General features: G+C 72.2%; 19 protein-coding genes and 1 pseudogene. 9 read left to right on the top strand and 11 right to left on the bottom strand.

The genetic code is table 11. The annotated features are described in order from the left end of the window. Positions 1-163: 163 nt before the first annotated feature. Positions 164-841, bottom strand: coding sequence for a DUF3000 domain-containing protein (locus tag AC3AGO_RS10010; protein WP_487819799.1), 678 nt, complete (start codon positions 839-841; stop codon positions 164-166). Positions 842-912: 71 nt separating this feature from the next. Here AC3AGO_RS10010 and hemE point away from each other — a divergent pair, with 71 nt between their 5' ends. Then, on the top strand, positions 913-2,022 hold the full coding sequence (hemE, locus tag AC3AGO_RS10005; protein WP_487819798.1) for a uroporphyrinogen decarboxylase: 1,110 nt from the start codon (positions 913-915) through the stop codon (positions 2,020-2,022). On the opposite strand, the gene AC3AGO_RS10000 is transcribed toward hemE, so the two are convergent. Continuing rightward, complete coding sequence (locus AC3AGO_RS10000) at positions 2,019-3,422, bottom strand: FAD-dependent oxidoreductase (RefSeq protein ID WP_487819797.1); 1,404 nt, start codon at positions 3,420-3,422, stop codon at positions 2,019-2,021. The two genes, hemE and AC3AGO_RS10000, sit on opposite strands and share 4 nt — an antisense overlap. Positions 3,423-3,618: 196 nt before the next feature. Here AC3AGO_RS10000 and hemG point away from each other — a divergent pair, with 196 nt between their 5' ends. Further along, positions 3,619-5,028, top strand: coding sequence for a protoporphyrinogen oxidase (hemG, locus tag AC3AGO_RS09995; protein WP_487819796.1), 1,410 nt, complete (start codon positions 3,619-3,621; stop codon positions 5,026-5,028). 5 nt (positions 5,029-5,033) lie between these two features. Next, entirely contained in the window at positions 5,034-5,777 is a 744-nt protein-coding gene (hemQ, locus tag AC3AGO_RS09990; RefSeq protein WP_487819795.1) for a hydrogen peroxide-dependent heme synthase, read from the top strand. A gap of 65 nt (positions 5,778-5,842) precedes the next feature. On the opposite strand, the gene AC3AGO_RS09985 is transcribed toward hemQ, so the two are convergent. The 3 genes and pseudogenes from AC3AGO_RS09985 to AC3AGO_RS09975 all read right to left on the bottom strand — a co-directional run bounded on the left by AC3AGO_RS09985 (position 5,843) and on the right by AC3AGO_RS09975 (position 9,841). Beyond that, a complete protein-coding gene (locus tag AC3AGO_RS09985) occupies positions 5,843-7,486 on the bottom strand; it encodes an alpha/beta hydrolase (RefSeq protein WP_487819794.1) in 1,644 nt (547 codons plus the stop codon). Positions 7,487-7,763: 277 nt separating this feature from the next. Continuing rightward, a pseudogene (locus AC3AGO_RS09980) lies at positions 7,764-9,078 on the bottom strand (MbnB/TglH/ChrH family RiPP precursor modification enzyme). A 43-nt stretch (positions 9,079-9,121) separates the two neighbouring features. Further along, positions 9,122-9,841: an aminoacyl-tRNA hydrolase gene (locus AC3AGO_RS09975; RefSeq protein ID WP_487819793.1), complete on the bottom strand. Its 720-nt coding sequence runs from the start codon at positions 9,839-9,841 to the stop codon at positions 9,122-9,124. A gap of 52 nt (positions 9,842-9,893) precedes the next feature. Between AC3AGO_RS09975 and AC3AGO_RS09970 the strand changes: the two genes are divergently transcribed. Beyond that, entirely contained in the window at positions 9,894-10,778 is an 885-nt protein-coding gene (locus AC3AGO_RS09970) for an ATP-binding cassette domain-containing protein (RefSeq protein ID WP_487819792.1), read from the top strand. Further along, on the top strand, positions 10,775-11,455 hold the full coding sequence (locus AC3AGO_RS09965; protein ID WP_487819791.1) for an ABC transporter: 681 nt from the start codon (positions 10,775-10,777) through the stop codon (positions 11,453-11,455). Before AC3AGO_RS09970 ends, AC3AGO_RS09965 begins: the two co-directional genes overlap by 4 nt. 65 nt (positions 11,456-11,520) lie before the next feature. On the opposite strand, the gene AC3AGO_RS09960 is transcribed toward AC3AGO_RS09965, so the two are convergent. Together AC3AGO_RS09960 and zapE are read right to left on the bottom strand one after the other, a co-directional pair. Beyond that, positions 11,521-12,897, bottom strand: coding sequence for an alkaline phosphatase PhoX (locus AC3AGO_RS09960; protein WP_487819790.1), 1,377 nt, complete (start codon positions 12,895-12,897; stop codon positions 11,521-11,523). Positions 12,898-13,044: 147 nt separating this feature from the next. Beyond that, complete coding sequence (gene zapE, locus AC3AGO_RS09955; RefSeq protein ID WP_487819789.1) at positions 13,045-14,148, bottom strand: cell division protein ZapE; 1,104 nt, start codon at positions 14,146-14,148, stop codon at positions 13,045-13,047. 57 nt (positions 14,149-14,205) lie between these two features. On the opposite strand from zapE, the gene AC3AGO_RS09950 reads away from it, so the two are divergent. From AC3AGO_RS09950 to msrB, 4 genes are all read left to right on the top strand, one after another. Continuing rightward, the gene (locus AC3AGO_RS09950; protein ID WP_487819788.1) at positions 14,206-15,048 is read left to right on the top strand and encodes a pyrimidine reductase family protein; all 843 of its coding nucleotides are present in this window, start codon (positions 14,206-14,208) and stop codon (positions 15,046-15,048) included. Positions 15,049-15,176: 128 nt separating this feature from the next. Continuing rightward, on the top strand, positions 15,177-15,644 hold the full coding sequence (locus tag AC3AGO_RS09945; RefSeq protein WP_487819787.1) for an indole-3-glycerol phosphate synthase: 468 nt from the start codon (positions 15,177-15,179) through the stop codon (positions 15,642-15,644). A 206-nt stretch (positions 15,645-15,850) separates the two neighbouring features. Beyond that, positions 15,851-17,287, top strand: coding sequence for a UDP-N-acetylmuramate--L-alanine ligase (gene murC / locus AC3AGO_RS09940; protein WP_487819786.1), 1,437 nt, complete (start codon positions 15,851-15,853; stop codon positions 17,285-17,287). A 20-nt stretch (positions 17,288-17,307) separates the two neighbouring features. Beyond that, positions 17,308-17,715, top strand: coding sequence for a peptide-methionine (R)-S-oxide reductase MsrB (gene msrB, locus AC3AGO_RS09935; RefSeq protein ID WP_487819785.1), 408 nt, complete (start codon positions 17,308-17,310; stop codon positions 17,713-17,715). Positions 17,716-17,778: 63 nt separating this feature from the next. On the opposite strand, the gene AC3AGO_RS09930 is transcribed toward msrB, so the two are convergent. From AC3AGO_RS09930 to AC3AGO_RS09915, 4 genes are read right to left on the bottom strand one after another with little or no spacing between them, the layout of a single operon-like run. Beyond that, complete coding sequence (locus AC3AGO_RS09930; RefSeq protein WP_487819784.1) at positions 17,779-18,795, bottom strand: 4-hydroxythreonine-4-phosphate dehydrogenase PdxA; 1,017 nt, start codon at positions 18,793-18,795, stop codon at positions 17,779-17,781. After that, positions 18,792-20,471, bottom strand: a complete 1,680-nt coding sequence (locus tag AC3AGO_RS09925) for a tripartite tricarboxylate transporter permease (protein ID WP_487819783.1) — start codon at positions 20,469-20,471, stop codon at positions 18,792-18,794. The genes AC3AGO_RS09930 and AC3AGO_RS09925 overlap by 4 nt, the downstream gene beginning before the upstream one ends. Next, positions 20,468-21,052, bottom strand: coding sequence for a tripartite tricarboxylate transporter TctB family protein (locus AC3AGO_RS09920; RefSeq protein ID WP_487819782.1), 585 nt, complete (start codon positions 21,050-21,052; stop codon positions 20,468-20,470). The genes AC3AGO_RS09925 and AC3AGO_RS09920 overlap by 4 nt, the downstream gene beginning before the upstream one ends. Continuing rightward, positions 21,049-22,032, bottom strand: coding sequence for a tripartite tricarboxylate transporter substrate binding protein (locus AC3AGO_RS09915; protein WP_487819781.1), 984 nt, complete (start codon positions 22,030-22,032; stop codon positions 21,049-21,051). The genes AC3AGO_RS09920 and AC3AGO_RS09915 overlap by 4 nt, the downstream gene beginning before the upstream one ends. Positions 22,033-22,189 lie beyond the last annotated feature (157 nt).

The raw sequence follows: 22,189 nt of genomic DNA, 5'->3' as shown, positions 1-22,189 counted from the left end.
GAGAGCGTTTTCCGTTAATCGGAAGCCCGCTCGACCTCTCACTCTCCCGTGAAATCCCGGTGAGTGCCCGTCAGGCCGCTCGCCGGCCCGCCCGTCGGAACGGGCAACGGCGCCGGCGGACCCGGGGTCCGCCGGCGCCGCGCCGTCCAGGGGTGCCGGGCCGTCAGCCCGGGCGCGGGCCGCGCCGCTGCGGGAGCGGCACGACCGGCGCGCCCTCGCCGCCCTCCGGCGGCAGCCCCGCGCACTGGCAGAGCAGCTCGCACCACGCCGTCAGATGCGCCGCCAACTCCGGGGGAGAGGACGGCGGTCCGGAACCGACCGGAGTCCAGCTCGCCCGCAGCTCCAGCTCGCTCTCCTGCGGCCGGTCGGACAGCCGGCCGAAGAAGTGCGAACCGACCCGGGTCACCGTCCCGCTGGGTTCCGTGTACGCGGCGGAGCGCGCCTCCAGCGCGCCGGTCAGCCAGGTCCAGGTCACTTCGGGCAGCAGGGGGTCCGCGGCCATCTCCGGCTCCAGGTCGGCCCGGGCGAGGGTGACGACGCGGAAGGTGCTCTGCCACGCCTCCTGCCCGTCCGGGTCGTAGAGCAGCACGAATCTGCCGTCCGCGAGCTCCTTCGCCTCCTCGTCGCCGTTGCCCGGCGGAGCCATGACGGTCGCCTCCAGCGCGTAGCTGTACGGCGCGAGCCGTTTGGGCGCGGGGAGTTCGGAGATGCGTACCTCCTGCCGCGGCCGGGTGCCGATCAGGGCGCCGACGGCGTGCCGGAAGGGCGGAGGAGTGCTCTCCCCGCCCTGTCCGTCCGCGCCGCCGGATCCCTCCGTCATCTGTGGTCGAGCCGCTGCCATGGGCGGAAGGGTAGGCGTGATCGGCGGCCCGTTCCGGGAGGGACACTCGCGGGCGTGCGAGACTTCTCGGCGTGAGTGCCATTGACCGCCCCACGGGCCAGCCGCAGACCAGCAGGGACACCGAGGAGCCGGAGGGTGTGAAGGCGCCGCGGCAGACGGAGGATTCGGTCTTCCTGAAGGCCTGCCGGCGCGAGCCCGTACCGCACACGCCGGTGTGGTTCATGCGGCAGGCGGGGCGCTCGCTGCCCGAGTACCGGAAGCTGCGCGAGGGCACCGCGATGCTGGACTCCTGCATGCGGCCCGACATGGTCACCGAGATCACTCTGCAGCCGGTGCGGCGTCACAACGTGGACGCCGCCATCTACTTCAGCGACATCGTCGTCCCGCTCAAGGCCATCGGGATCGACCTCGACATCAAGCCGGGTGTCGGCCCGGTCGTCGAGCGGCCGATCCGCAGCCGCGCCGACCTGGAGCGGCTGCGGCCGCTGGAGCCCGGCGACGTCTCGTACGTCACCGAAGCGGTGCGCATGCTCACCCGCGAACTGGGCGGCACCCCGCTCATCGGCTTCGCGGGCGCGCCGTTCACGCTCGCGAGCTACCTCGTCGAGGGCGGCCCCTCGCGCAACCACGAGCACACCAAGGCCCTCATGTACGGCGACCCGGAGCTGTGGGCCGACCTGCTGGACCGGCTCGCGGACATCACCGCCGCCTTCCTGAAGGTGCAGATCGAGGCGGGCGCCTCGGCGGTGCAGCTGTTCGACTCGTGGGTCGGCGCGCTCACCCCCGAGGACTACCGGCGCTCCGTCCAGCCGGCCTCCGCGAAGGTCTTCGACGCCGTCGCGCAGTACGGCGTGCCGCGCATCCACTTCGGCGTCGGCACCGGCGAACTCCTCGGCGACATGGGCGCCGCGGGCGCGGACGTCGTCGGCGCGGACTGGCGGGTGCCCGTGGACGAGGCCGCACGGCGCGTCGGCCCCGGCAAGGCCATCCAGGGAAACCTGGACCCCGCCGTGCTGTTCGCGCCGCGCGAGGCGGTCGAGGAACAGGCCGAGCGGGTGCTGCGGTCGGCACGCGGTCTCGAAGGGCACATCTTCAACCTGGGCCACGGGGTGCTCCCGCAAACCGATCCCGAGGCACTGACCCGTCTCGTCTCCTACGTGCACGAGCGCACCGCCCGCTAACCCCGCTCCTGGACGGCCCGGACCGCCTTCCGGGCCGCCACCTGGACCGGGTCCCAGACGGGGGAGAACGGCGGCGCGTACCCCAGGTCCAGCGCCGTCATCTGCTCCACCGTCATCCCCGCGGTCAGCGCGACCGCCGCGATGTCGACCCGCTTGCCGGCGCCCTCACGGCCGACGATCTGGGTGCCGAGCAGCCGCCCCGTGCGGCGCTCGGCGAGGATCTTCACGCGCATGCCGCGCGCCCCCGGGTAGTAGCCCGCGCGGCTCGTGGCGTCCGCGGTCACCGTGACGAACTGCAGCCCGGCGTCCGTCGCCTGACGCTCCAGCAGGCCCGTCCGCGCGATCTCCAGATCGCACACCTTGCTGACGGCCGTGCCGACGACGCCGGGGAACGTCGCGTACCCGCCGCCGATGCCGGAGCCGATGACCTGGCCGTGCTTGTTGGCGTGCGTCCCGAGCGCGATGTGCCGGGTGCGGCCCGACACCAGGTCCAGCACCTCCACGCAGTCGCCGCCCGCGTAGATGTCCGGATGCCCCCGCACGCGCATGGCACGGTCCGTCAGCAGCCCGCCGGACTCGCCCACGGGGAGGCCCGCCTCGCGGGCGAGCGTCGTCTCCGGGGTGACGCCGAGGCCCAGCACCACGATGTCCGCGGGGTGTTCGGCGTCCTCCGTGACGACGGCGCGGGCGCGGCCCTGCCCGTCGGTACGGATCTCCGTGACGGCCGAGCCCGTCAGCGTCTCGATGCCCATCCCGTCCATGGCCTCGTGCACCAGCGCGCCCATGTCCGGGTCGAGCGTCGTCATGGGCTGCTCGGCCTGGTCCAGCACCGTCACCTCGTAGCCGCGGCGGACCAGCGCCTCGGCCATCTCGACGCCGATGTAGCCGGCGCCGACGACGACCGCGCGGCGCGCGCCGTCCCGCGTCTCCTTCTCGGCCCGCGCCAGATCGTCCAGCAGGGCCTCGCCGTCCTCCAGGGTCTGCACGCCGTGCACGCCCTCCGCGTCGATGCCGGGCAGCGGCGGGCGCAGCGGCCTGGCGCCGGTGGCGAGGACGAGGGTGTCGTAGTCCAGCCATGTGCCGTCCCCCTCTCCGCCGGCGTCGGCGGGGTGGAGGCGGACGCGCCGGTGCTCCGGGTCGAGGCGCGTCACCTCGGTGCCGGTCCGCAGGTCGATGCCGCGGGCTCGGTGCTCCTCCGGGGAGCGGGCGATGAGATCGTCGCGGTCCTCGACGTCGCCGGCGATCCAGTACGGAATGCCGCACGCCGAGTACGACGTGAACTGCCCGCGCTCCAGGGCGACGATCTCCAGTTCCGCGGGGTCGGTGAGCCGGCGCGCCTGCGAGGCGGCGCTCATGCCGGTCGCGTCCCCTCCGACGACGACCATGCGGCGTGCTGCCATGGAACGTGCTCCCTTGAACGGCCGGATACGGATGGCTTTCCGAGATGTGGCGGGCTCACTGAGATGTCGACGACTCCCAGCCGAGTATGCCGCGCCCCTCTGACAGCCCGCTGCGTGACTAGGGGTCCGTCAGTGCGGTGTCCGTACCGACATGCGGTCGGCATGGGCACCGTGGGTGAGCGCTTAGCGTGGAGGTATGCGCGTAATCGTGGTCGGTGGCGGAATCGCCGGACTCGCCGCGGCGGAGCGGCTCGTGCGGGCCGGTGCCGGAGTGACGCTCCTGGAGGCCTCGCCGCGGCTGGGCGGCAAGCTCGCGACCGGCGAGGTGGCCGGAGCCACCGTCGATCTCGGCGCGGAGGCGATGCTCGCCCGCCGTACGGAAGCCGTCGAACTCGCGCGCGCTGTCGGCCTGTCCGACGCGCTGCGGCCCCCCGCGCCCGCCGGAGGCGCGGCCGTCTGGTCCCGCGGTGAGCTGTGCCCGATGCCCAAGGGACACGTGATGGGCGTACCCGGCGACCCGGAAGCGCTCCGGGGGCTGATCTCCTCCGAGGGCCTGCGCCGCATCGGCGAGGACGCGGACCTGCCGCGCACGCCCGTCGGCGAGGACGTGGCCATCGGCGCGTACGTCGCGCAGCGGCTCGGCCGCGAGGTCGTCGACCGGCTGGTGGAGCCGCTGCTGGGCGGCGTGTACGCGGGCGACGCGTACCGCATCTCGATGCGTGCCGCCGTGCCGCAGCTGTACGAGGCGGCCCGCGCGGAGACCTCGCTGCTGGCCGGCGTGCGCGCGGTCCAGCAGCGCACCGCGGAGCAACAGCCGCCCGGCGGGCCCGTGTTCATGGGCATCGACGGCGGCATCGGACGGCTGCCCCGCGCCGTCGGGGACCATCTGCGCGCGGCCGGCGCCGAGATCCGCACGGACACACCCGTGCGCGAACTCCGCCGTACGGCGACGGGCTGGACCGTCGCCGCGGCAGACGGGGTGCGCACGGCCGACGCGGTCGTCGTCGCCGCGCCGGCGCCCGCGGCGGCCCGGCTGCTCTCCTCCGAGGCACCCGCCGCCGCACACGAACTGTCCGGCGTGGACTACGCCTCCATGGCCCTGGTGACCATGGCCTTCCGGCGGCGCGACCTCGGCCGCGTGCCGCAGGGCAGCGGTTTTCTCGTGCCGCCGGTCGACGGGCGGACCATCAAGGCGGCCACCTTCTCCGCGAACAAGTGGGACTGGACGGCGGCGCAGGACCCGGAGCTGTTCGTGCTCCGGACGTCGGTCGGACGGTTCGAGGAGGAGGAGATCCTCAAGCGGGACGACGCCGAGCTGACCGAACTCGCCCTCCAGGACCTGGAGTCGGCCACAGGACTGACGTCCGGCAGGACTGTCGCACCCGTCGACAGTCTCGTCACCCGCTGGGACGGCGGGCTTCCCCAGTACCCCGTCGGACATCTGGAGCGCGTGTCCCGCATCCGCGGACACGCCGCCGCGGTGCCCGGCCTCGAACTGTGCGGCGCCGCGTACGGCGGGGTGGGCATCCCCGCGTGTGTGGCCGACGGCCGGCGGGCCGCAGAGGCGACCCTCGGACAGGCGGAACAGAAGAGCGAGCGAGAATAGGGACCATGACTGCTGCACCGGAGACGCCGAACACCCCGTCCGCGCCGGAGAAGGCCCCCCACGCGGGCAAGAAGGCCAAGGACCTCAACGAGGTCATCCGCTACACCCTCTGGTCGGTGTTCCGGCTGCGCGACGTCCTGCCGGAGGACCGCGCCGGGTACGCGGAAGAGGTCGAGGAACTCTTCGAACAGCTCGCCGCGAAGGACGTCGTGGTGCGCGGCACGTACGACGTGTCCGGTCTGCGGGCCGACGCGGACGTGATGATCTGGTGGCACGCGGAGACCTCGGACGCGCTGCAGGACGCCTACAACCGCTTCCGCCGCACGCGGCTCGGCCGCACGCTGGAGCCGGTCTGGTCGAACATGGCGCTGCACCGTCCCGCCGAGTTCAACAAGTCGCACATTCCGGCGTTCCTGGCCGACGAGGAGCCGCGCGCCTACGTGAGCGTGTACCCCTTCGTCCGCTCCTACGAGTGGTACCTGCTGCCCGACGACGAGCGCCGCAAGATGCTCGCCGACCACGGCAAGATGGCGCGCGGTTTCCCCGACGTACGGGCCAACACGGTGCCCGCCTTCTCGCTGGGCGACTACGAGTGGATGCTCGCCTTCGAGGCCGACGACCTGTACCGCATCGTCGACCTGATGCGTCATCTGCGCGGCTCCGAGGCGCGGCGGCACGTGCGGGAAGAGGTGCCGTTCTACACCGGGCGGCGCAAGCCCGTCGCGGAGCTGGTGTCCGGGCTGGCCTGAGCCCCGCGCCGTACGGTGCGCGGGCCCGCCGGCTCACCGCCGCGCGGACCCGCCCCGACGGTCCGTCAGGTGCCGTTCCTGCCGGTCTTCTCGGCCTTCGGCGCCGGACGGGCCTTGCAGGTCGCGCTGTCGCCCGGCGTCTTGCCGTCCAGCAGATAGCGCTCCAGATGACGGTCGGCGCAGTCGTTGCCCCCGGCGACGCCGTGGGTGCCGGAGCCCTTCTCGGTGACGAGCGAGGAGCCGGGCAGCCGCCGCTGCATCTCCAGCGCGCCGTCGTACGGGGTGGCCGCGTCGCGGGTCGCGGCGAGCAGCAGCACGGGCGGCAGCATGCCGTACGGGACGCCCACTTCGACCGGCTGTGACTGCTTGCCCTTCCAGTACGCGCAGGGCAGGTTCATCCGCACGTTCTCCCACGTGTTGAACGGGGCGACGCGGGCGGACCGTTCGTTGTCGCGGTTCCAGCGTGCCCAGTCGCGCGGCCAGGGCGCGTCGGAGCACTGCACGGCGTTGTACATGGCGTTGCTGTTCTCGTCCTCCTTGGCCGCCTTCATGTCCGGCGCCGCGAGCTGGGTGAGTGCCTCCCTGTCGCCCTTGCGGAAGCCGGACAGCGCCGCCGCGTACTCGGCCCACATGCCGTCGTCGTAGCCGACGTTCACGAAGGCGAGCATCAGCTCGCGGGAGCCGACCGTCCCGCCGGCCGCCTTCCGGTCGACCTGTGAGCGGACCGCGTCGAAGGAGCGCTGCACCTGTGCGGCGGTGCCGCCCAGCCGGTAGGTGCCGTCGTGCTGTGCGACCCAGCGCTTCCAGTCGGTCCAGCGGCGCTCGAAGGCGGGATTCTGGTCCAGGTTGGACTGGTACCAGATCTTGTCGCGCTGCGGGTTGACCACACTGTCCAGCACGAACCGTCCCACGTGCCGGGGGAAGAGCGTGGCGTACACGGAGCCGAGATAGGTGCCGTACGAGGCGCCCACGAAATCGAGCTCGCGCTGCCCGAGCGCGGCACGCAGTACGTCGAGATCGCGCGCGTTGTCGGCCGTCGTGTAGTGGTCCAGCCTGTCGCCCTGCGCGGCGTGGCAGCCGCGGGCGTACGCGGCGGCGTCCTCGCGCATCGCGCGCTTGTCCGCGGCGGAGGGGTTGCGGGGCGCACGGTTGGGGCCCTTCGCGAACTTCTCCGGGTCCTGGCAGGAGAGCGGCGCCGAACGCCCCACGCCGCGCGGCGCGTACCCCACGAAGTCGTAGCTCTTGTTGAGCTTCTCCCACACGCCGCCCAGGGCCTTGCCGAACATGGGGAACGGCATGCCGCTGCCGCCGGGGCCGCCCGGGTTGTAGAGCAGCGGGCCCTTGCGTTCCCTGTCGGAGCCGGTGGCGCGGGCCCGGCTGAGGGTCAGCCGCAGCTTCTCGCCGTCCGGCTTCGCGTAGTCCACGGGCACGCTCACCGTGCCGCACTCGACGGACTTCGGCAGCGCTTCCACCTTGGGGCACTTCTTCCAGTCGACGCCGGCCGCCGCGGCGTGCCGCGCGGCGGTCCCGGTGCCGAGGGCCTCGGCCCGGGCGCCCGGCGCGTACTGGGCGCCGGCGATCCCGGCGACGTCGGGCGCGGGGCCGGGAGCCGGGCCCGGCGACGGCACGGGGGCGCCCCCGGCCGGTGCGGAGCCGGCCGCGGCCAGCATCAGGGCTCCGAGCGTGCCGGAGATCGCAGCTGCGCGCACTGGCTGTCCTCGTTCCGTCCGGGGGAGGGGAAAAGGCCAGCACAATGGGGCAGTTGGGACATGTAAAGCACCGTGGGGCGGTGTCGGCGGCAATCCCCCCGAAGTGACGATCCGCCTGTCGGCGGGGTGGCCGCGTTGCGGGGCGGTTTGCGTGTGGGGGCGCGTTACGTGTGCCGGGTGCGGTTCGTGTGGGGTGTGCGCAGTTCGCCGTGTCTCTGTTTGCGCGGTTCGCCGCGCCCCTGATCGCGCGGTTCCCCGTGTCGCCTGTGCGTCAGGTTCAGTGCGCGGCGACGCCCGTGAACCGGCGCAGGGCGCCCCGGATCCGGAGGCGGGCCGGCGGCCGGGAGGCCGCGCGTTCGCGGTGCCACCGGCGCAGCCGCCGGCGCGCGCGGTGTGCCGCCGGGGCCTCCCGCGCGAGGAGCCACGCGGCGAAGTCCAGCGCGTCCTGACGGAATCCGCCGGTCATGGGGCGGCCCTCCGCGTACGAGGAGAACGCGGCGCGGTACTCGTCCCCGCCCAGGATGTCCGGCAGTTCGGGTGCCACCTTGGCCACGACGTCCGCCCTTTTGGCAGTCAGCGCCCTGCGCTGCACGTCGAGCCGCGCACTGTCGAAGCCCTCCGGATCGGGCGCCCCGGCGACCAGAGCGGACAGCAGGCCGGACTGTGCGCGGGCCAGACGGTCGCGTGCGGCGTCCAGACTGTCGGCGTCAGAACTGTCGGCGTCAGACATGTGCCGCTCCGGTGCCGGGGGCGCCGGCGTCCCCGGTGCTCGTGCGCCCGCTGCTGCCGTTCGCGAGGACCTGGCGGATCGTGTCCAGTTCGCCCGCGAGTTCGGCCACGGGCGGGAAGTCCTCGTCGCGCTCCAGCAGCACTCCGGGCGGCGCCGTACGGGCGCACAGTTCGGCCAGTACGTCCAGGACGGGCTGCGTCACCGGGTGCGCGTGGCTGTCGTGCCACACGCCGTCCCGCTGCACACCGCCGGCGACATGCACGTACGCCAGCGCCTCCAGCGGCAGTTCGTCCAGTGCCGCCGCCGGGTCCTCGCCCCGGTTGACGTGGTTGGTGTGCAGATTGGCCACGTCGATGAGCAGCCGTACGCCGGTGCGCTCGACCAGTTCCGCGAGGAACTGTCCCTCTGTGAGCTCCTCATCGGGCCAGTTGACCAGCGCTGCGATGTTCTCCACGGCGAGCGGCACCGGCAGTGCGTCCTGCGCGATGCGCACGTTGGCGCACAGGACGTCCAGCGCGTCGCGCGTACGGGGCACCGGCAGCAGATGGCCCGCCTCCATGCCGCCCGCGCGCACGAAGGCGATGTGCTCGGTCACCAGCGGCGCGTCCAGCTCCTCGGCGCGCTCGGCGAGCGCCGCCAGCCGCTGTGCGTCGGGGCGTTCGGCGCCGCCCAGCCCGAGCGACACCCCGTGCGGCACCACCGTCGTACCGCGTTCCCGCAGCCGTCGCAGCGGTTCCGGCAGCCGGCCGGGGCAGATGTTCTCGGCCACCACCTCGACCCAGTCGATGCCCGGCAGCGCGTCGATCCCCTCGGCGATCTCCGGCCGCCAGCCGATGCCCGTGCCCAACGGTGTGCGCTCCACGCGCCCTCCTCTCCGTACTCCGCTCAGCGCCGCAGCACTCCGTTCAGTGCCGCAGCGCGGGATGGTCCGCCACGACCGTGCACGAGCCGGGGGCGATCTCCGTGAAGCCCGCGTCGCGCACGACGGGCAGCCCGCTCGCAGTGAGCTCCGCCCAGTGCGCGGCGTCCGGCGCCGTACGCACGGACAGCGGGAACCCGGCGTCGCGCCAGTCCGCGCGCGCCTGCGTGGCCAGCTCCCACCAGGCGAGCTGCGCCCCGTGAGCGGCCTGCGCCATCGCCTTGCCCGCCGACATGTCCAGGCCGGGGCTCAGCCACAGCACCGGCCGGCCGGCGGGCGGCTCCGGCGGAGTCTCCGGATCGTCCAGATCGGTGCCCGACACCTGGAGCCGCGCCAGATCCTTCGGCCAGCCGTCCAGCGGCACCGGCGGAAAGACCCGCACCTGTGCGCTGCCGCCGCTGACGGTGAGTCCGGGCAGCGCCTCCGCGCGCCGCCACTCCGCGCCGCGGGCCCTGCGCACCACCTTGCGGATGCCGCGCTCCTCCCACAGGCGCACCAGCTTGGCCCACTCCCCGTCGTCCGCGACGGTCCGCTCGTCGGCCAGCAGCGTCAGCACCGCGCGCGCCGCGGTCTCCAACGCGTCCGTACGGGCGGGCGGTTCGGTCCGCTCGATCCGTACGACGAGGGGCAGGACGTACCGCGACGCGGCGTCGTCGGCCGCGTCCTGGGGCGTGTACGCAGGGGTGGAGGAACTGGGCTCGGTCACCCGTCCAGTCTGCCACCGTGGCCTGCGCGCCCTTCGGCTACCGTCGGGCGGCATGAGACTGCACGGAGTCGGCCGCCGCTACGGGGCGGCGGGACGGTGGGTGCTGCGCGGCGTCGACCTCGATCTGCCCGAGCGCGCTCTGCTGCGGTTCGAGGGGGCCAACGGCAGCGGCAAATCGACCCTGTTGCGGCTGCTCGCCGGGATCGACAGCCCGAGTGCCGGACGGATCAGCGGACGGCCGCGCAGCGCGTACGTACCCGAACGTTTCCCGGCAGGGCTGCCGCTGACCGCGCACCGTTACCTGACCCACATGGGCCGTGTGCACGGTCTGCGCCGTGCCGCGGCGGCGCGCGCCGCACACGAGTGGCTCGACCGCTTCGGCGCCGGACAGTACGCCCGTACGCCGATGGCCGAACTGTCCAAGGGCAGCAGCCAGAAGGTCGCCGTGGCCCAGGCGTTGCTGGCCCGGCCCGGGCTGCTCGTCCTCGACGAGGCGTGGACCGGGCTCGACCCGTCCGCGCGCGACGTGCTGGACGGTGCGGTGGCCGAACGGGTCGCCGAGGGCGGCACCGTCGTGTTCGTCGACCACGATCCGCGCCGGCTCGCAGGACTGCCGGACGCCGCGTACCGGGTGGCGGACGGCACACTGACGCCCGCCGGCGTGGCACCGTACGCCGTCGCGGCCGGACCACAGGTGTGCGTCGAGGCCGAGGGCCCGCCCGCCGCCGTACTGCCTCCGCACCTTCCGGGCCACCCGGTGACCGCCCGCCGTCCGGACGGCACGGTGTCGCTCACCGCGCCGGCCGCCGCCTCCGACGCCCTGTTGCACGCCCTGCTGACGGCCCGCCCGCCCTGGCACATCCGCGCCGTGCACCCGGGACACGCCGTGCACCCGGAGCACGGAGAAGCCGCTGGCGAGGAGGGTGGTGCCGCGTGAACTCCGTCCTCGCACTGCTGCGTTACCAGAGCGCGCTGCTGTGGCGTTCACAGCGCTGGCTGCCGCCCCTCCTGCTGTACGCCGCGCTGCTGGCCGTCGGCGTACAGAGCGGTCAGCCGCTCCTGGACTCCCTCGGCGTCGCGGCCGCCGTACTGCTGCCGGTCGCCGCCTGGCTCGTACGGATCTGCGTCACAGCCGAACCGGACGCCGCCCGCCACTGTGCCGCCGCCGCGGCCGGCCCCTGGAGGGCGCACCTGTCCTCCGTACTGGCCGCACTGTCGGCCGCCGCCGTACTCGCTGTCGCCGGTACGGCCGCCGTCGTCGCGCTGAGCGACGCGCACAGCAACGACCGCCGCGTGGCAGTCGACGTACCGGAAGCGGCAGTCGCGGGACTGCTGGCGGCGTTCACCTGCGCACTGTTCGGCACGGCCGTCGGCGCACTGTGCAACCGGCCGCTGCTGCGCAGTACGGGCAGGGCGGTGCCGGCCATGCTGCTCGCCGTACTGCTGGCGCTCGTTGTGGGCGGTTCACCCGCCAACGCGGCGGTCAGCAGCCTGGTTTCGGGCTCCCGCAGCGGTACGGCCGCCGTGCCCTGGCTGCCGCTCGGCGCCGGACTGTCCGCCGCCGCGGCGGCCACCGCGGTGGCGTGCGCCCTCGCGAGCAGACGCACGCCGTAGCAGCGGAGCTCCACAATCCGGCGGGCGGCGTACCCCACGGCACACCGCCCGCCGGACCTCACACGTCAGTGCTGCCAGGGCCCTGTGACGGCGAACGTCGTACCGGGCTTGTAGCAGTTGACGAACATCGTCCGGCCGTCCGGCGAGAAGGTGACACCCGCGAACTCGCCCCACTCGGGCTTCTCAGGAGTGCCGATGTTCTGCCGTCCGCGCGCCATCGGGTAGACCTTCCCGTTGCGGGTCAGTCCGTAGACGTGCTGCGCGCCCTCGCCGTCCTCGCACACCATCAGGCCGCCGCTGGGTGCCAGACAGATGTTGTCCGGCTCCTCGCCCGGCAGTTGCAGGTCTGTGTCCGGGCCGAACACGATGACGAGGGTGAGCAGGTTGCGCCGCGGGTCGTACTTCCAGATCTGCCCGTAGTGGTCGGCCTTCGAGCCGTCCGCGCTCTTGGCGAAGCTGGAGACGAAGTACACGCAGGAGCCGCCCCAGTAGCAGCCCTCCAGCTTCTGCGCGTGCGTGATCCCGCCCTTGCCGAAGTCCTGGAAACGGATGGGGGTTTCCTTGGCCAGCGGGTCGGGGACGGTCACCCACTCGATGCCCTTGAAGCTCTTGCCCGGCTCCTGGACGACCGACAGGTCGGGCACCCCGGGCACCCGCATGGCCTGGAGCCTGCCGCCCGCGTGCAGCGAACCGTAGCCGCCCTTCGGCTTCTTGGGCAGGAAGCGGTAGAACAGACCGAAGGGCTTCTCGAACGCGTCCTCCGTCTCGTACACGGCGCCGGTGCGCGAGTCGAAGGCGATGGCCTCGTGCTGGAAGCGGCCCATCTCCTTCAGCGGTTCCACGGAGGTGGGGTGCCGCCGGGAGAAGCCGACCTCGAAGATGAAGCCGTGGTCCTTGGTGTGACCCTGCTCGCCGGCCTTGAACTCCGTCTCCTCGCAGGTCAGCCAGGTGTCCCAAGGGCTGGGCCCGCCCGCGCAGTTGGTGGAGGTGCCCGCGATGGCGACCTGTTCGTGCAGCACTTCGCCGCGGTGGTTCACCTCCAGCGCGGTACAGCCGCCCTTGGCCGCGGGGTCGTACGTGAGGCCCCGCACCGTCGGAACGGGGACTTTGCCGTCCATCCGGTTCTCGTGGTTGCGCACGAGCCACACCGAACCGTTGTCTCTGGAGCCGGCGAAGGCGTGCATGCCGTCCGCGTTGCTGGGCACCTTGCCCTCTCCGGACCGGAGCGGATCACCCTCGCGGGAGAGGATCCGGTAGCGGAACCCCTTCGGGAGGTCGAGCACACCTTTCGGGTCGGGCACCAGGGGACCGTAACCGGCCGCCCCGCCCGTGCCCTGTGCGGCAGCGGTCCCCGTGAACAGCTCGGAGATCGTGCCGGCGAACGTGATGCCTGCTGCCGCGGCACCCGAACGTGCCAATACCTGACGTCGCGTCGTGGACATACCCAGCTCCCTGGAATTCCCTGTTGGCGGACAGGTGACGAGCTGTGTGTACCACGGGGACGAAGCGTGCGGACAGCATGCGGACGTGCCGAACTCTACGCGCGTCTCCAGGAGTTGAAGGCGTTCGGGACGCCCGGGGAAGCGGGGTCAGAGCTCCTTGGCGTCCCGGGCCAGCGCGGTCAGCCGGGAGATCGCGCGGAAGTACTTCTTCCGGTAACCGCCCTTCAGCATCTCCTCGCTGAACAGCTGGTCGAAGGGGACACCGGAGGCGAGCACCGGCACCTCCCTGTCGTACAGCCGGTCGGCGAGCACGACGAGCCGCAGCGCCGTCGACTGGTCCGGCACCGGTTCGACGCCCGTGAGGCAGACCGCCGTCACGCCGTCGGTGAGCGCCCCGTACCGGCTCGGGTGCACCTGTGACAGGTGCTCCAGCACGGACGGGAAGTCGTCCAGCGAGGCGCCGGCCGTACGGTAGGCGGTCCTGGTGACGTCGTCGTCCGTGCGGGGCTTCGGCGCTTCGGGCAGCCCGCGGTGCCGGTAGTCCTCGCCGTCGATCCGCAGCGGTCGGAAGTGCGCGGACAGGCCCTGTATCTCCCGCAGGAAGTCGGCGGCGGCGAACCGCCCCTCGCCGAGCTTGCCCGGCAGCGTGTTGGACGTCGCCGCGAGTGCCACACCGTGCTCGACCAGCCGCGCGAGGAGGGACGACACGAGCACCGTGTCACCGGGGTCGTCCAGCTCGAACTCGTCGATGCACAGCAGCCGGTGGCCCGAGAGCGTCTTCACGGTCTGCTGGAAACCGAGCGCGCCGACCAGGTTGGTCAGCTCCACGAACGTGCCGAAGGCCTTCAGCTCGGCCGGCGCCGGTGTGGCATGCCAGAGAGAGGCCAGCAGGTGGGTCTTGCCGACGCCGTAGCCGCCGTCCAGATAGACGCCGCGCGGCCCCGCCGGCTCCGCCGCCCTCGGTTCGCGCCGCAGCAGCCGCGCCAGCCCGGACCTGCCCTTGCCGCCGGCCGCCGACGCCCCGCCGAGTCCGCCCGCGAAGTCGCTCAGCACACGCACGGCCTCGGCCTGGCTGGGCTGCTGCGGGTCCGGTATGTACGTATCGAAGCGGGCCCCCTGGAAGCGCGGCGGCGGCACCATCTCGGCCACGAGCTGCTCGGCCGGCACGTGGGGTTCGCGGGCGCACAGGGAGAGCGGAACGGTCTCGGCGGAATCGGATATCGCGGCAGGGGAGGTCGACACGCCTCTCATGGTAGATGCCCGCTGTCCTGCACCGGTCGGACCGTGCTCCGTGCCACACTGCGCTGCATGCAACGTCTGTTCCCATCCAGCGCATCCCAGGCATCTCGCACAAACACCACTTCGAACACTTCCGGCCCATCTGACTCCCCGGTCACGGAGTCCGGAACCGGTCACTCCGGACAGTGGAGCATCGACGAGCTGGCCGACGTCTACGCCTATCCGCGTACGGGCCGTACCGAAGCGGGCGGGTCCTGGCTGCGCGCGAACATGGTCTCCTCGCTCGACGGTGCCGCCCACCACGACGGGCGTTCGCAGCCGCTGTCCTCGGAGGCGGACATGCGGATCTTCGGCGTACTGCGCGGTCTTGCGGACGCGGTCGTGGTCGGCGCGCAGACCGTGCGCCAGGAGGGATACCGCCCCGCACGCGCCCGCGACGCCTTCGCGGAGCGGCGCGCCGCGGCAGGTCAGGGGCCCGCGCCGGCCATCGCCGTGGTGAGCGCGAGTCTCGATCTCGACTTCACGCTCCCGCTGTTCACCGCTCCGCTCGTGCCGACGCTGGTGGTCACCGGGGCCGCGGCACCCGCGGACAGGGTGGCTGCCGCCCAGCAGTCCGGCGCCGAGGTGGTGTTCGCCGGATCGGGCGCCGTGGTCGATCCGGCGCGGGTGCCTGGCGCCCTCGCGGAGCGCGGTCTGCGGCGGCTGCTGACGGAGGGCGGACCCCGGCTGCTCGGACAGTTCGTCACCGCCGGTGCGCTGGACGAACTGTGTATGACCCTTGCCCCGCGCCTGACTTCGGGTGACGCTGCGCGCATTGTGAACGGGACGGGCGTCGAAGTGCCGGTGACCATGCGACTTGAAGGGGTACTGGAGGAGGCCGGTTTTCTCTTCACCCGATACCGTCGGAGCTGACAATGATCGGAATGAGACGTTCCGCTTAACCTCTGTTGGGCAGACTGACAGGCGCAGGCCCCGTGCGTACCCGGGGCAGGATGGTTTCTGTCGGGGCTCCGGCCCCGCATGGAAGAAGGGCACCCGTCGTGTTCACGACCGTGTTGATGATCGAGAAGCCGCTGGTGTCCGCCGACGTGGAGCTCGTCACCACCCTGCACGGTGACGAACATGTCTCCTTTGTCGTGCTGATGCAGCCTCGCGGCGACCAGGACCGGCTGCTGCGCGCCCTCGACGACGTGGCGCTCGGCGAGTTGGAGAGCGCCGTCGAGGAGGCGGACGAACCCGAGGGCGGCGAGGCGATGAAGCCCGCCGAGAAGGCGCTGGAGCACTCGCTCAAGGTGCTCCGCGAAACCGGCGCCGAAGCGGTGGGCCAGGTGATCTCCGAGCACCCGCTCGACCTGCTCAAGTCCGTCGTCGAGGAGTCGGCAGCGGACGAGGTCATCGTGCTGACCGCGCCGCACCTGGTGGAGGAGTTCTTCCACCGCGACTGGGCCTCGCGCGCCCGGCACAAGGTCGGCGTTCCGGTTCTCAAGCTGTTCGCGCACACCGACTGACCGCTCCCCGGCCTCCGCTCCCCGCGGGTGCCGGGTGTTCCGCGTCGCGTGCCTCCGGGCGCGGGCGGGCGGCCGCGGTCCGTCGCGCGGCCGGGTTCGCGCGGTTCCCCGCGCCCCTGCCGGTGCGGGCCCCGGGGCCCGCTGTCCGTCCCACCGCATAAGGTTGGGGCGGCGCATTCGTACGTGAAGAGTCCTGGAGTCACCGCATGGCAGCAGCCCCGTCCGACCCCTCCGCCCGGTCCCGTGGCAGCGTCCCGCCCGCGCTGGAGCGGCCGCACTTCATCGGCATCGGCGGTGCGGGCATGTCGGGCATCGCCAAGATCCTCGCGCAGCGCGGGGCGCACGTGGCGGGCAGCGACGCGCGCGAGTCGACGACAGTGACGGCACTGCGCGGCCTGGGCGTGACCGTGCACATCGGGCACGAGGCCGGGCACCTCGCGCAGGACGCCACCTCCGTCGTCGTGTCCAGCGCCATCCGCGACGACAACCCCGAGCTGGCCGAGGCCACTTCGCGCGGGCTGCCCGTCGTGCACCGCTCCGACGCGCTGGCCGCGCTGATGGACGGCCTGCGGCCGCTGGCCGTCGCCGGCACACACGGCAAGACGACCACCACCTCGATGCTCGCCGTCAGCCTCGCTGCGCTCGGCCTCGACCCCTCGTACGCGATCGGCGGCGACCTCGACGAGCCCGGGTCGAACGCGCACCACGGCATCGGCGAGATCTTCGTCGCGGAGGCGGACGAGAGCGACCGCAGCTTCCACAAGTACGCGCCCGAGGTGGCGATCGTGCTCAACGTGGAGCTGGACCACCACGCCAACTACGCCTCGATGGACGAGATCTACGAGTCCTTCGAGATCTTCGCCGGGCGGATCCGCGAGGGCGGCACCCTCGTGATCTCCGCCGACCACGCGGGCGCCCGCGAGCTGACCGGCAGGCTCCGCGAGCGCGGCGGCCCGCGCGTCCTCACCTACGGAGCGGCCGAGGACGCCGACGTCCGCGTGCTCAAGGTCGTGCCGCAGGGCCTCGCCAGCGAGGTGACGGTCCGTCTGGCGGACGGCAACGAGCTCACGTTCGGCGTCTCCGTGCCCGGCAGCCACTACGCGCACAACGCCGTCGCCGCTCTCACCGCAGGCGCCGCCATGGACGTGCCCGCCGGTGAACTGGCCACCGCGCTCGGCACGTACACCGGTGTGCGGCGCCGCCTCCAGCTCAAGGGCGAGGAGCGGGGCGTCCAGGTCATCGACTCGTACGCGCACCACCCGACCGAGATGACCGCCGACCTGGAGGCCATCCGCGGCGGCGCGGGCGAGGGGCGGATCCTGGTGCTGTTCCAGCCGCACCTCTTCAGCCGCACCCAGGAACTGGGCACGGAGATGGGCGAGGCCCTGGCGCTGGCCGACGCCTCCGCCGTGCTCGGCATCTACCCGGCCCGCGAGGACCCGGTCCCCGGTGTGACCAGCGATCTCATCGTCGACGCGGCGCGCGCGGCGGGTGCCGACGTGCGGCACGCCACGTCCCGGGAGAGCGCCCCGGAGCTGGTGGCCGGAATGGCGCGGCCCGGTGATTTCGTTCTCACCATGGGCGCGGGAGATGTCACCGACCTGGGGCCGGACATCCTCGCCCGCCTGTCGGAAGACAAGTAGCAGAAGGGCAAGGCGGACGCATGGCGTACGAGAAGGACAAGCCGGAAGAGCAGTGGCGCGCGGAGCTGAGCCCGGAGGAGTACCACGTCCTGCGTGAGGCGGGCACGGAACGCCCCTTCACCGGCGAGTACACCGACACGGTGACCACCGGCGTCTACAACTGCCGGGCCTGCGGTGTGGAACTCTTCCGTTCCACCACGAAGTTCGAGTCGCACTGCGGCTGGCCCAGCTTCTACGACCCGTCGGACTCCGACGCGGTCGAGCTGATCCAGGACACCTCCATGGGCATGGTCCGCACCGAGGTGCGCTGCGCCTCCTGCGGCTCCCACCTGGGCCACGTCTTCGAGGGCGAGGGCTACCAGACCCCCACGGACCAGCGCTACTGCATCAACTCCCTCTCCCTGCGCCTGGAACCGCAGGAGGGCTGACGCCTTCGGGCCTTACGGGAGACGGGTCCGCCGCTGTGGAGCGGCGGGCCCGTCTCCCGTCTGTCAGGCGGCGGCGTGGTTCCGGCCGGTGAGGCGGCAGGCGAGGGTGAAGGCGTTCTGGAGGGAGCCTGTGGTGGCCTTCTGTTTGCCGACCAGGTCGAAGGCCGTGCCGTGTGCCGGGGTGCAGATGGGGACGGGGAGGCCGCCGGCGATGGTGACGCCGCCGTCGAAGCCCATCAGTTTCATCGCGATCTGACCCTGGTCGTGGTACATCGTCAGCACGCCGTCGAACTCGCCCGCCCGGGCGCGCAGGAAGATGGTGTCGGACGGGAACGGGCCCTGCGCGTCGAGTCCTTGGGCGATCATGCCGTCGACCGCGGGCGCGATGATGTCGATCTCGTGCCGGCCGAAGCGGCCGTTCTCCCCGGCGTGCGGATTCAGCGCGCAGACACCGATACGAGGCCGGTCGATTCCCGCGTCCCGCAGGACGGTGTGCAGGAGGCGGCCCGCTTCGGTGACCCGCTCGCGGGTGATGCCCGCGTCTACCTCGGCGATCGACACATGTGAGGTGACGCGGGCCGTCCAGAGGCGGCCCGGCAGGACGTTGAGCTCCGAGGTGAGGGACTCGACGCCCAATTCGACCTCGAACCAGCGCAGTTCGTCGTTCTCGGCGAGGCCCGCGAGGTGCAGCGACGACTTGTTGAGCGGGGCGAAGAGGATCGCGTCCACCTCGCCCGCCTTGGCCAGGTCGAGGGCGGTCTTGAGGCGGTCGAGGGCCCAGCGGCCGCCGGCCTCGGTGGCCGCGCGCCGCTCGAAGGGCGCGGCCGGCCGGCGTACCCCGGTGTCGTGCAGCAGGGGCAGGTGCCGGGCGCGGGCCTCCTCCGGGTCGGTGGTGTGCGGGATCTCCGTACCGGCGTCCTGTGCGGCGCCGGCCAGTTCCTGCGCGTCGGAGATGAGGAGGATGTCGGCCGCCGCGGTGTTCTCCGGGTCGGAGAGCAGCCGCGCGACGAGCTCGGGGCCGATGCCGGCGGGGTCGCCGAGGGTGACGGCGACGCGGGGGAGGGGAGCCGAAGTGGTCATGAGGGCCTCTCGGTCGAGGAGGAGGACGAGGAGGTCGAGGACGAGGTCGGTGAGGGGGAGCCGGCGGAGGGGTCTTGATCCGCTTCCGCTTCCGCGTCCGAGGGGGCGGGGTGCCCGGACGTACGGGCTTCGCCGTCCTGATCGGGGTGCGGGCCCTGTGCCGGGACGGGTGCGCCGGCCTGCGGCGGCCGGGGCGTACGGCCGCGGCGCAGCAGCCGCGTGAGGGGCGGGCCCGCCACCAGCGCGACGGCCAGCGCGAGGATGACCACGGCGGAGGGGCTGCGCAGCAGCGTGAGGCCCATCCCGTCGTCCCCGGCGAGGGCCGAGGTCTGGACGAGCGACTTCTCGAAGAGCGGGCCGATGACCAGGCCCAGCACCAGCGGCGCGACGGGGAAGTTGAGCCGCTTCATGGCGTAGCCGACGAGGCCGAAGAACAGCACGATCCAGATGCTGAACATGCTGTTCTTGACCGAGTAGGCCCCGAGCAGGCTGGTCACGATGATGAGCGGGTACAGGAACGCGTACCGCAGGCGCAGGAGTTGGGCGAAGACCGGGGCCATCGGCAGGTTGAGGATCAGCAGGATCACATTGCCGATGAAGAACGACACCAGCAGGCCCCACACGAGGTCGGGCTGGTTCTCGAAGAGCAGCGGGCCCGGCTGGATGCCGTAGATGAGGAACGCGCCGAGCAGGACCGCCGTCGTCGCGCCGCCGGGGACGCCGAGCACGAGGGTGGGCACGAAGTTGGCGTTGGAGGCGGAGTTGGTGGCCGCGTCCGGCGCGACGACGCCCTCGATGGCGCCGCTGCCGAGCTTCTCGCGGTTCTTGGAGAAGCGCTTCTCCGCGCCGTACGCCATGAAGGACGCGAGCGTCGTCCCGGCGCCCGGCAGACAGCCGAGCAGGAAACCGACGACAGTGCCGCGCGCGGTCGGTGCCACGGAGCGCTTCAAGTCCTCCTTGGTGAGCAGGAGATCGCGGAAGCGGGCGCGGATGGGCTCGGCCATGCCGACGTGCAGCTGGTTCAGCAGCTCGCCGATGGCGAAGAGCCCGATCATCACCTCGACGAACGGCACGCCGCCGAACAGGTCGATCTGGCCGAACGTGTAGCGCGGGGTGCCGGAGCCGACGTCGACGCCGATACAGGCGATGAGGACACCGAGCAGCCCCAGGGAGAGCCCGAGCAGCAGATTGCGGCCGGAGAACACCACGATGGTGCACAGGCCGAGGATCATCACGGCGAGCATCTCGGGCGGCCCGAAGTCCAGGGCGAGCTTCGCGAAGAACGGCGCCACGGCGACGAGGACGAGCAGCGAGGCCATCGCGGAGACGAACGCGCCGAGCGCGGAGATCGCCAGCGCGGGACCCGCTCTGCCCTGCCGCGCCATGCGGTAGCCGTCCAGGGTGGAGACCACCGAGGACGCCTCGCCGGGGGTGGCGATGAGGATCGCGGTGATGGTCGCCCCGAACTGCGCCCCGTGATAGATCCCGGCGAGCATGATGAGCGCCGTGAGCGGGCTGAAGGTGAGGGTGACCGGGATGAGGATGGCGACGCCGGTGGCCGAACCGAGGCCCGGCAGAATGCCGATGACGGTGCCGAGCAGCACGCCGACGAAGCACCAGAGCAGGTTCTGCGCGCTGAGCGCGGCGTCGAAGCCGGTGACGATGTTGTCGATCACAGTGCGCTCCAGACCGTCGGGTCGAAGAGTCCGAACGGCAGCGGGACCCGCAGCAGGACGATGAACAGCAGATAGGCGACGGCGAACGTCAGGACGGTCACCAGCAGCGAGCGGCCGAGCGGCTGCCGCTCGACGTACGTGCACAGGAACAGCGTCATCAGCGTGAGCGCGGGCAGCAGCCCCAGGAACGGGATGAGCAGCGCGGTGACGACCATCGTGCCGACGACCACGAGCAGTTTGACGCGGATGGCGCGCGTCTCCTCGGCGGTGTGCTCCGCCTCCTCGGTGACGTAGCCGTCGCCCTCCAACGCGGTGCCGGTGCGCAGCTCCTGACGGACCAGCAGCAGTCCGAGGACGAGCAGCGCGAGGCCGGCGACGCGGGGCAGCACGCTGGGGCCCACCGTGCCGTCCTCGGGGTTGGACCAGGGGTAGAAGAAGGAACCGGCGAAGAACACCGCGCCGGTGGCGGCGAGTACGCCGTAGGCGAGGACGACGGGGCGGCGGACCTGTGTGCCGGTGCGGGTCGTTCGGGCGGTGCGTTCCGTTCGGGCGGTGCGTTCCGTTCGGGCAGTGCGGCTCACTTGAAGATCCCCCGCATCTGCGCGTCGTATCGGTCGAGATAGCGGGCGAAGTCCTGGCCGCTGACGTCGGCCGGGATGAGCATGTCCGACTTCAGATAGTCGCGGTACGCCTTCGATTTCATCGCCCGGTGCAGGTCCTTGATCCAGTACTTGCGCTGCGCCGGATCGATGTCCGCAGGCGCGAACACGCCGCGCCACACGGTGACTTGCGCGTCCATGCCCTGCTCGCGCGCGGTGGGCACCTTCCGCAGCGACGGGTCCGTATAGCGCTTCGCGGAGAGGGTGCAGAGCGCCTTCATGTCGCCGCTGTCCAGATACGGCTTGGCGGCGGACGCGCTGGAGGGCGCGATGTCGATCTGTTTGCCCAGCAGTCCGGTGAGCACCTCGCCGGAGGACTCGTACGGAACGGTGCGGAACGTGCCGCCCTCCTGCCGGAGTTCGGCGGCGACCAGCGCGTCGGCGCCGGTCTTGCCGCTGGACCCGGTGACGACACGGTCCTTCTTGCCGGCTTCGACGACGTCCGTGCAGGAGTTGTACGGAGAGTCCTTGCGGGCCACCACGACCCGCGAGTCCTTGGCGAACATGACCAGCGGGGTGAACGACTTGTACGTGAACGGCACGTCGTAGACGAGCGGCAGGGTGTTCAGCGCGGTCTCGGCGACGAGCAGGGCGTTGCCGTTGCCCTTCTCCGACAGGAAGGTGGACCAGCCGACGGCGCCCGAACCGCCCTCCTTGTTCTCGACGTTGACGTTGTAGCCGGCGTCGAGCCCGTTCAGGCCCTGGGCCATCACCCGGGCCGAGGTGTCGCTGCCGCCGCCGGGCGCGAACGCGACCATCGCGGACACCGAGCCGCGGGGCGTCCAGTCGGCGGGGACCTTCTTCGCGTTCATCAGCGCGCCGGGCGCGCAGCCGGCGGTGAGGACGAGGGCTGCCGCGCCGGTGAGCGCGAGCAGCGGTGGCGTGCGCATCGGTGACGTCATCGTCGACCTTCTCACGGCATCGTGGATCCTATGGGATATCGGGAACGTAGAGCGCGCCCGCCGATGTGGCAAGAGGCCGGTACGGAAAGGGGGGTTGGGGCAGGGGTCCCCGTAAGGGGAGCGGGTCTGAAAAAGGGGCGCGGGGAACTGCGCAGAA

This window comes from Streptomyces sp. BL1 (genome assembly GCF_057628045.1).
This window is presented reverse-complemented; position numbering and strand designations above follow the sequence as displayed.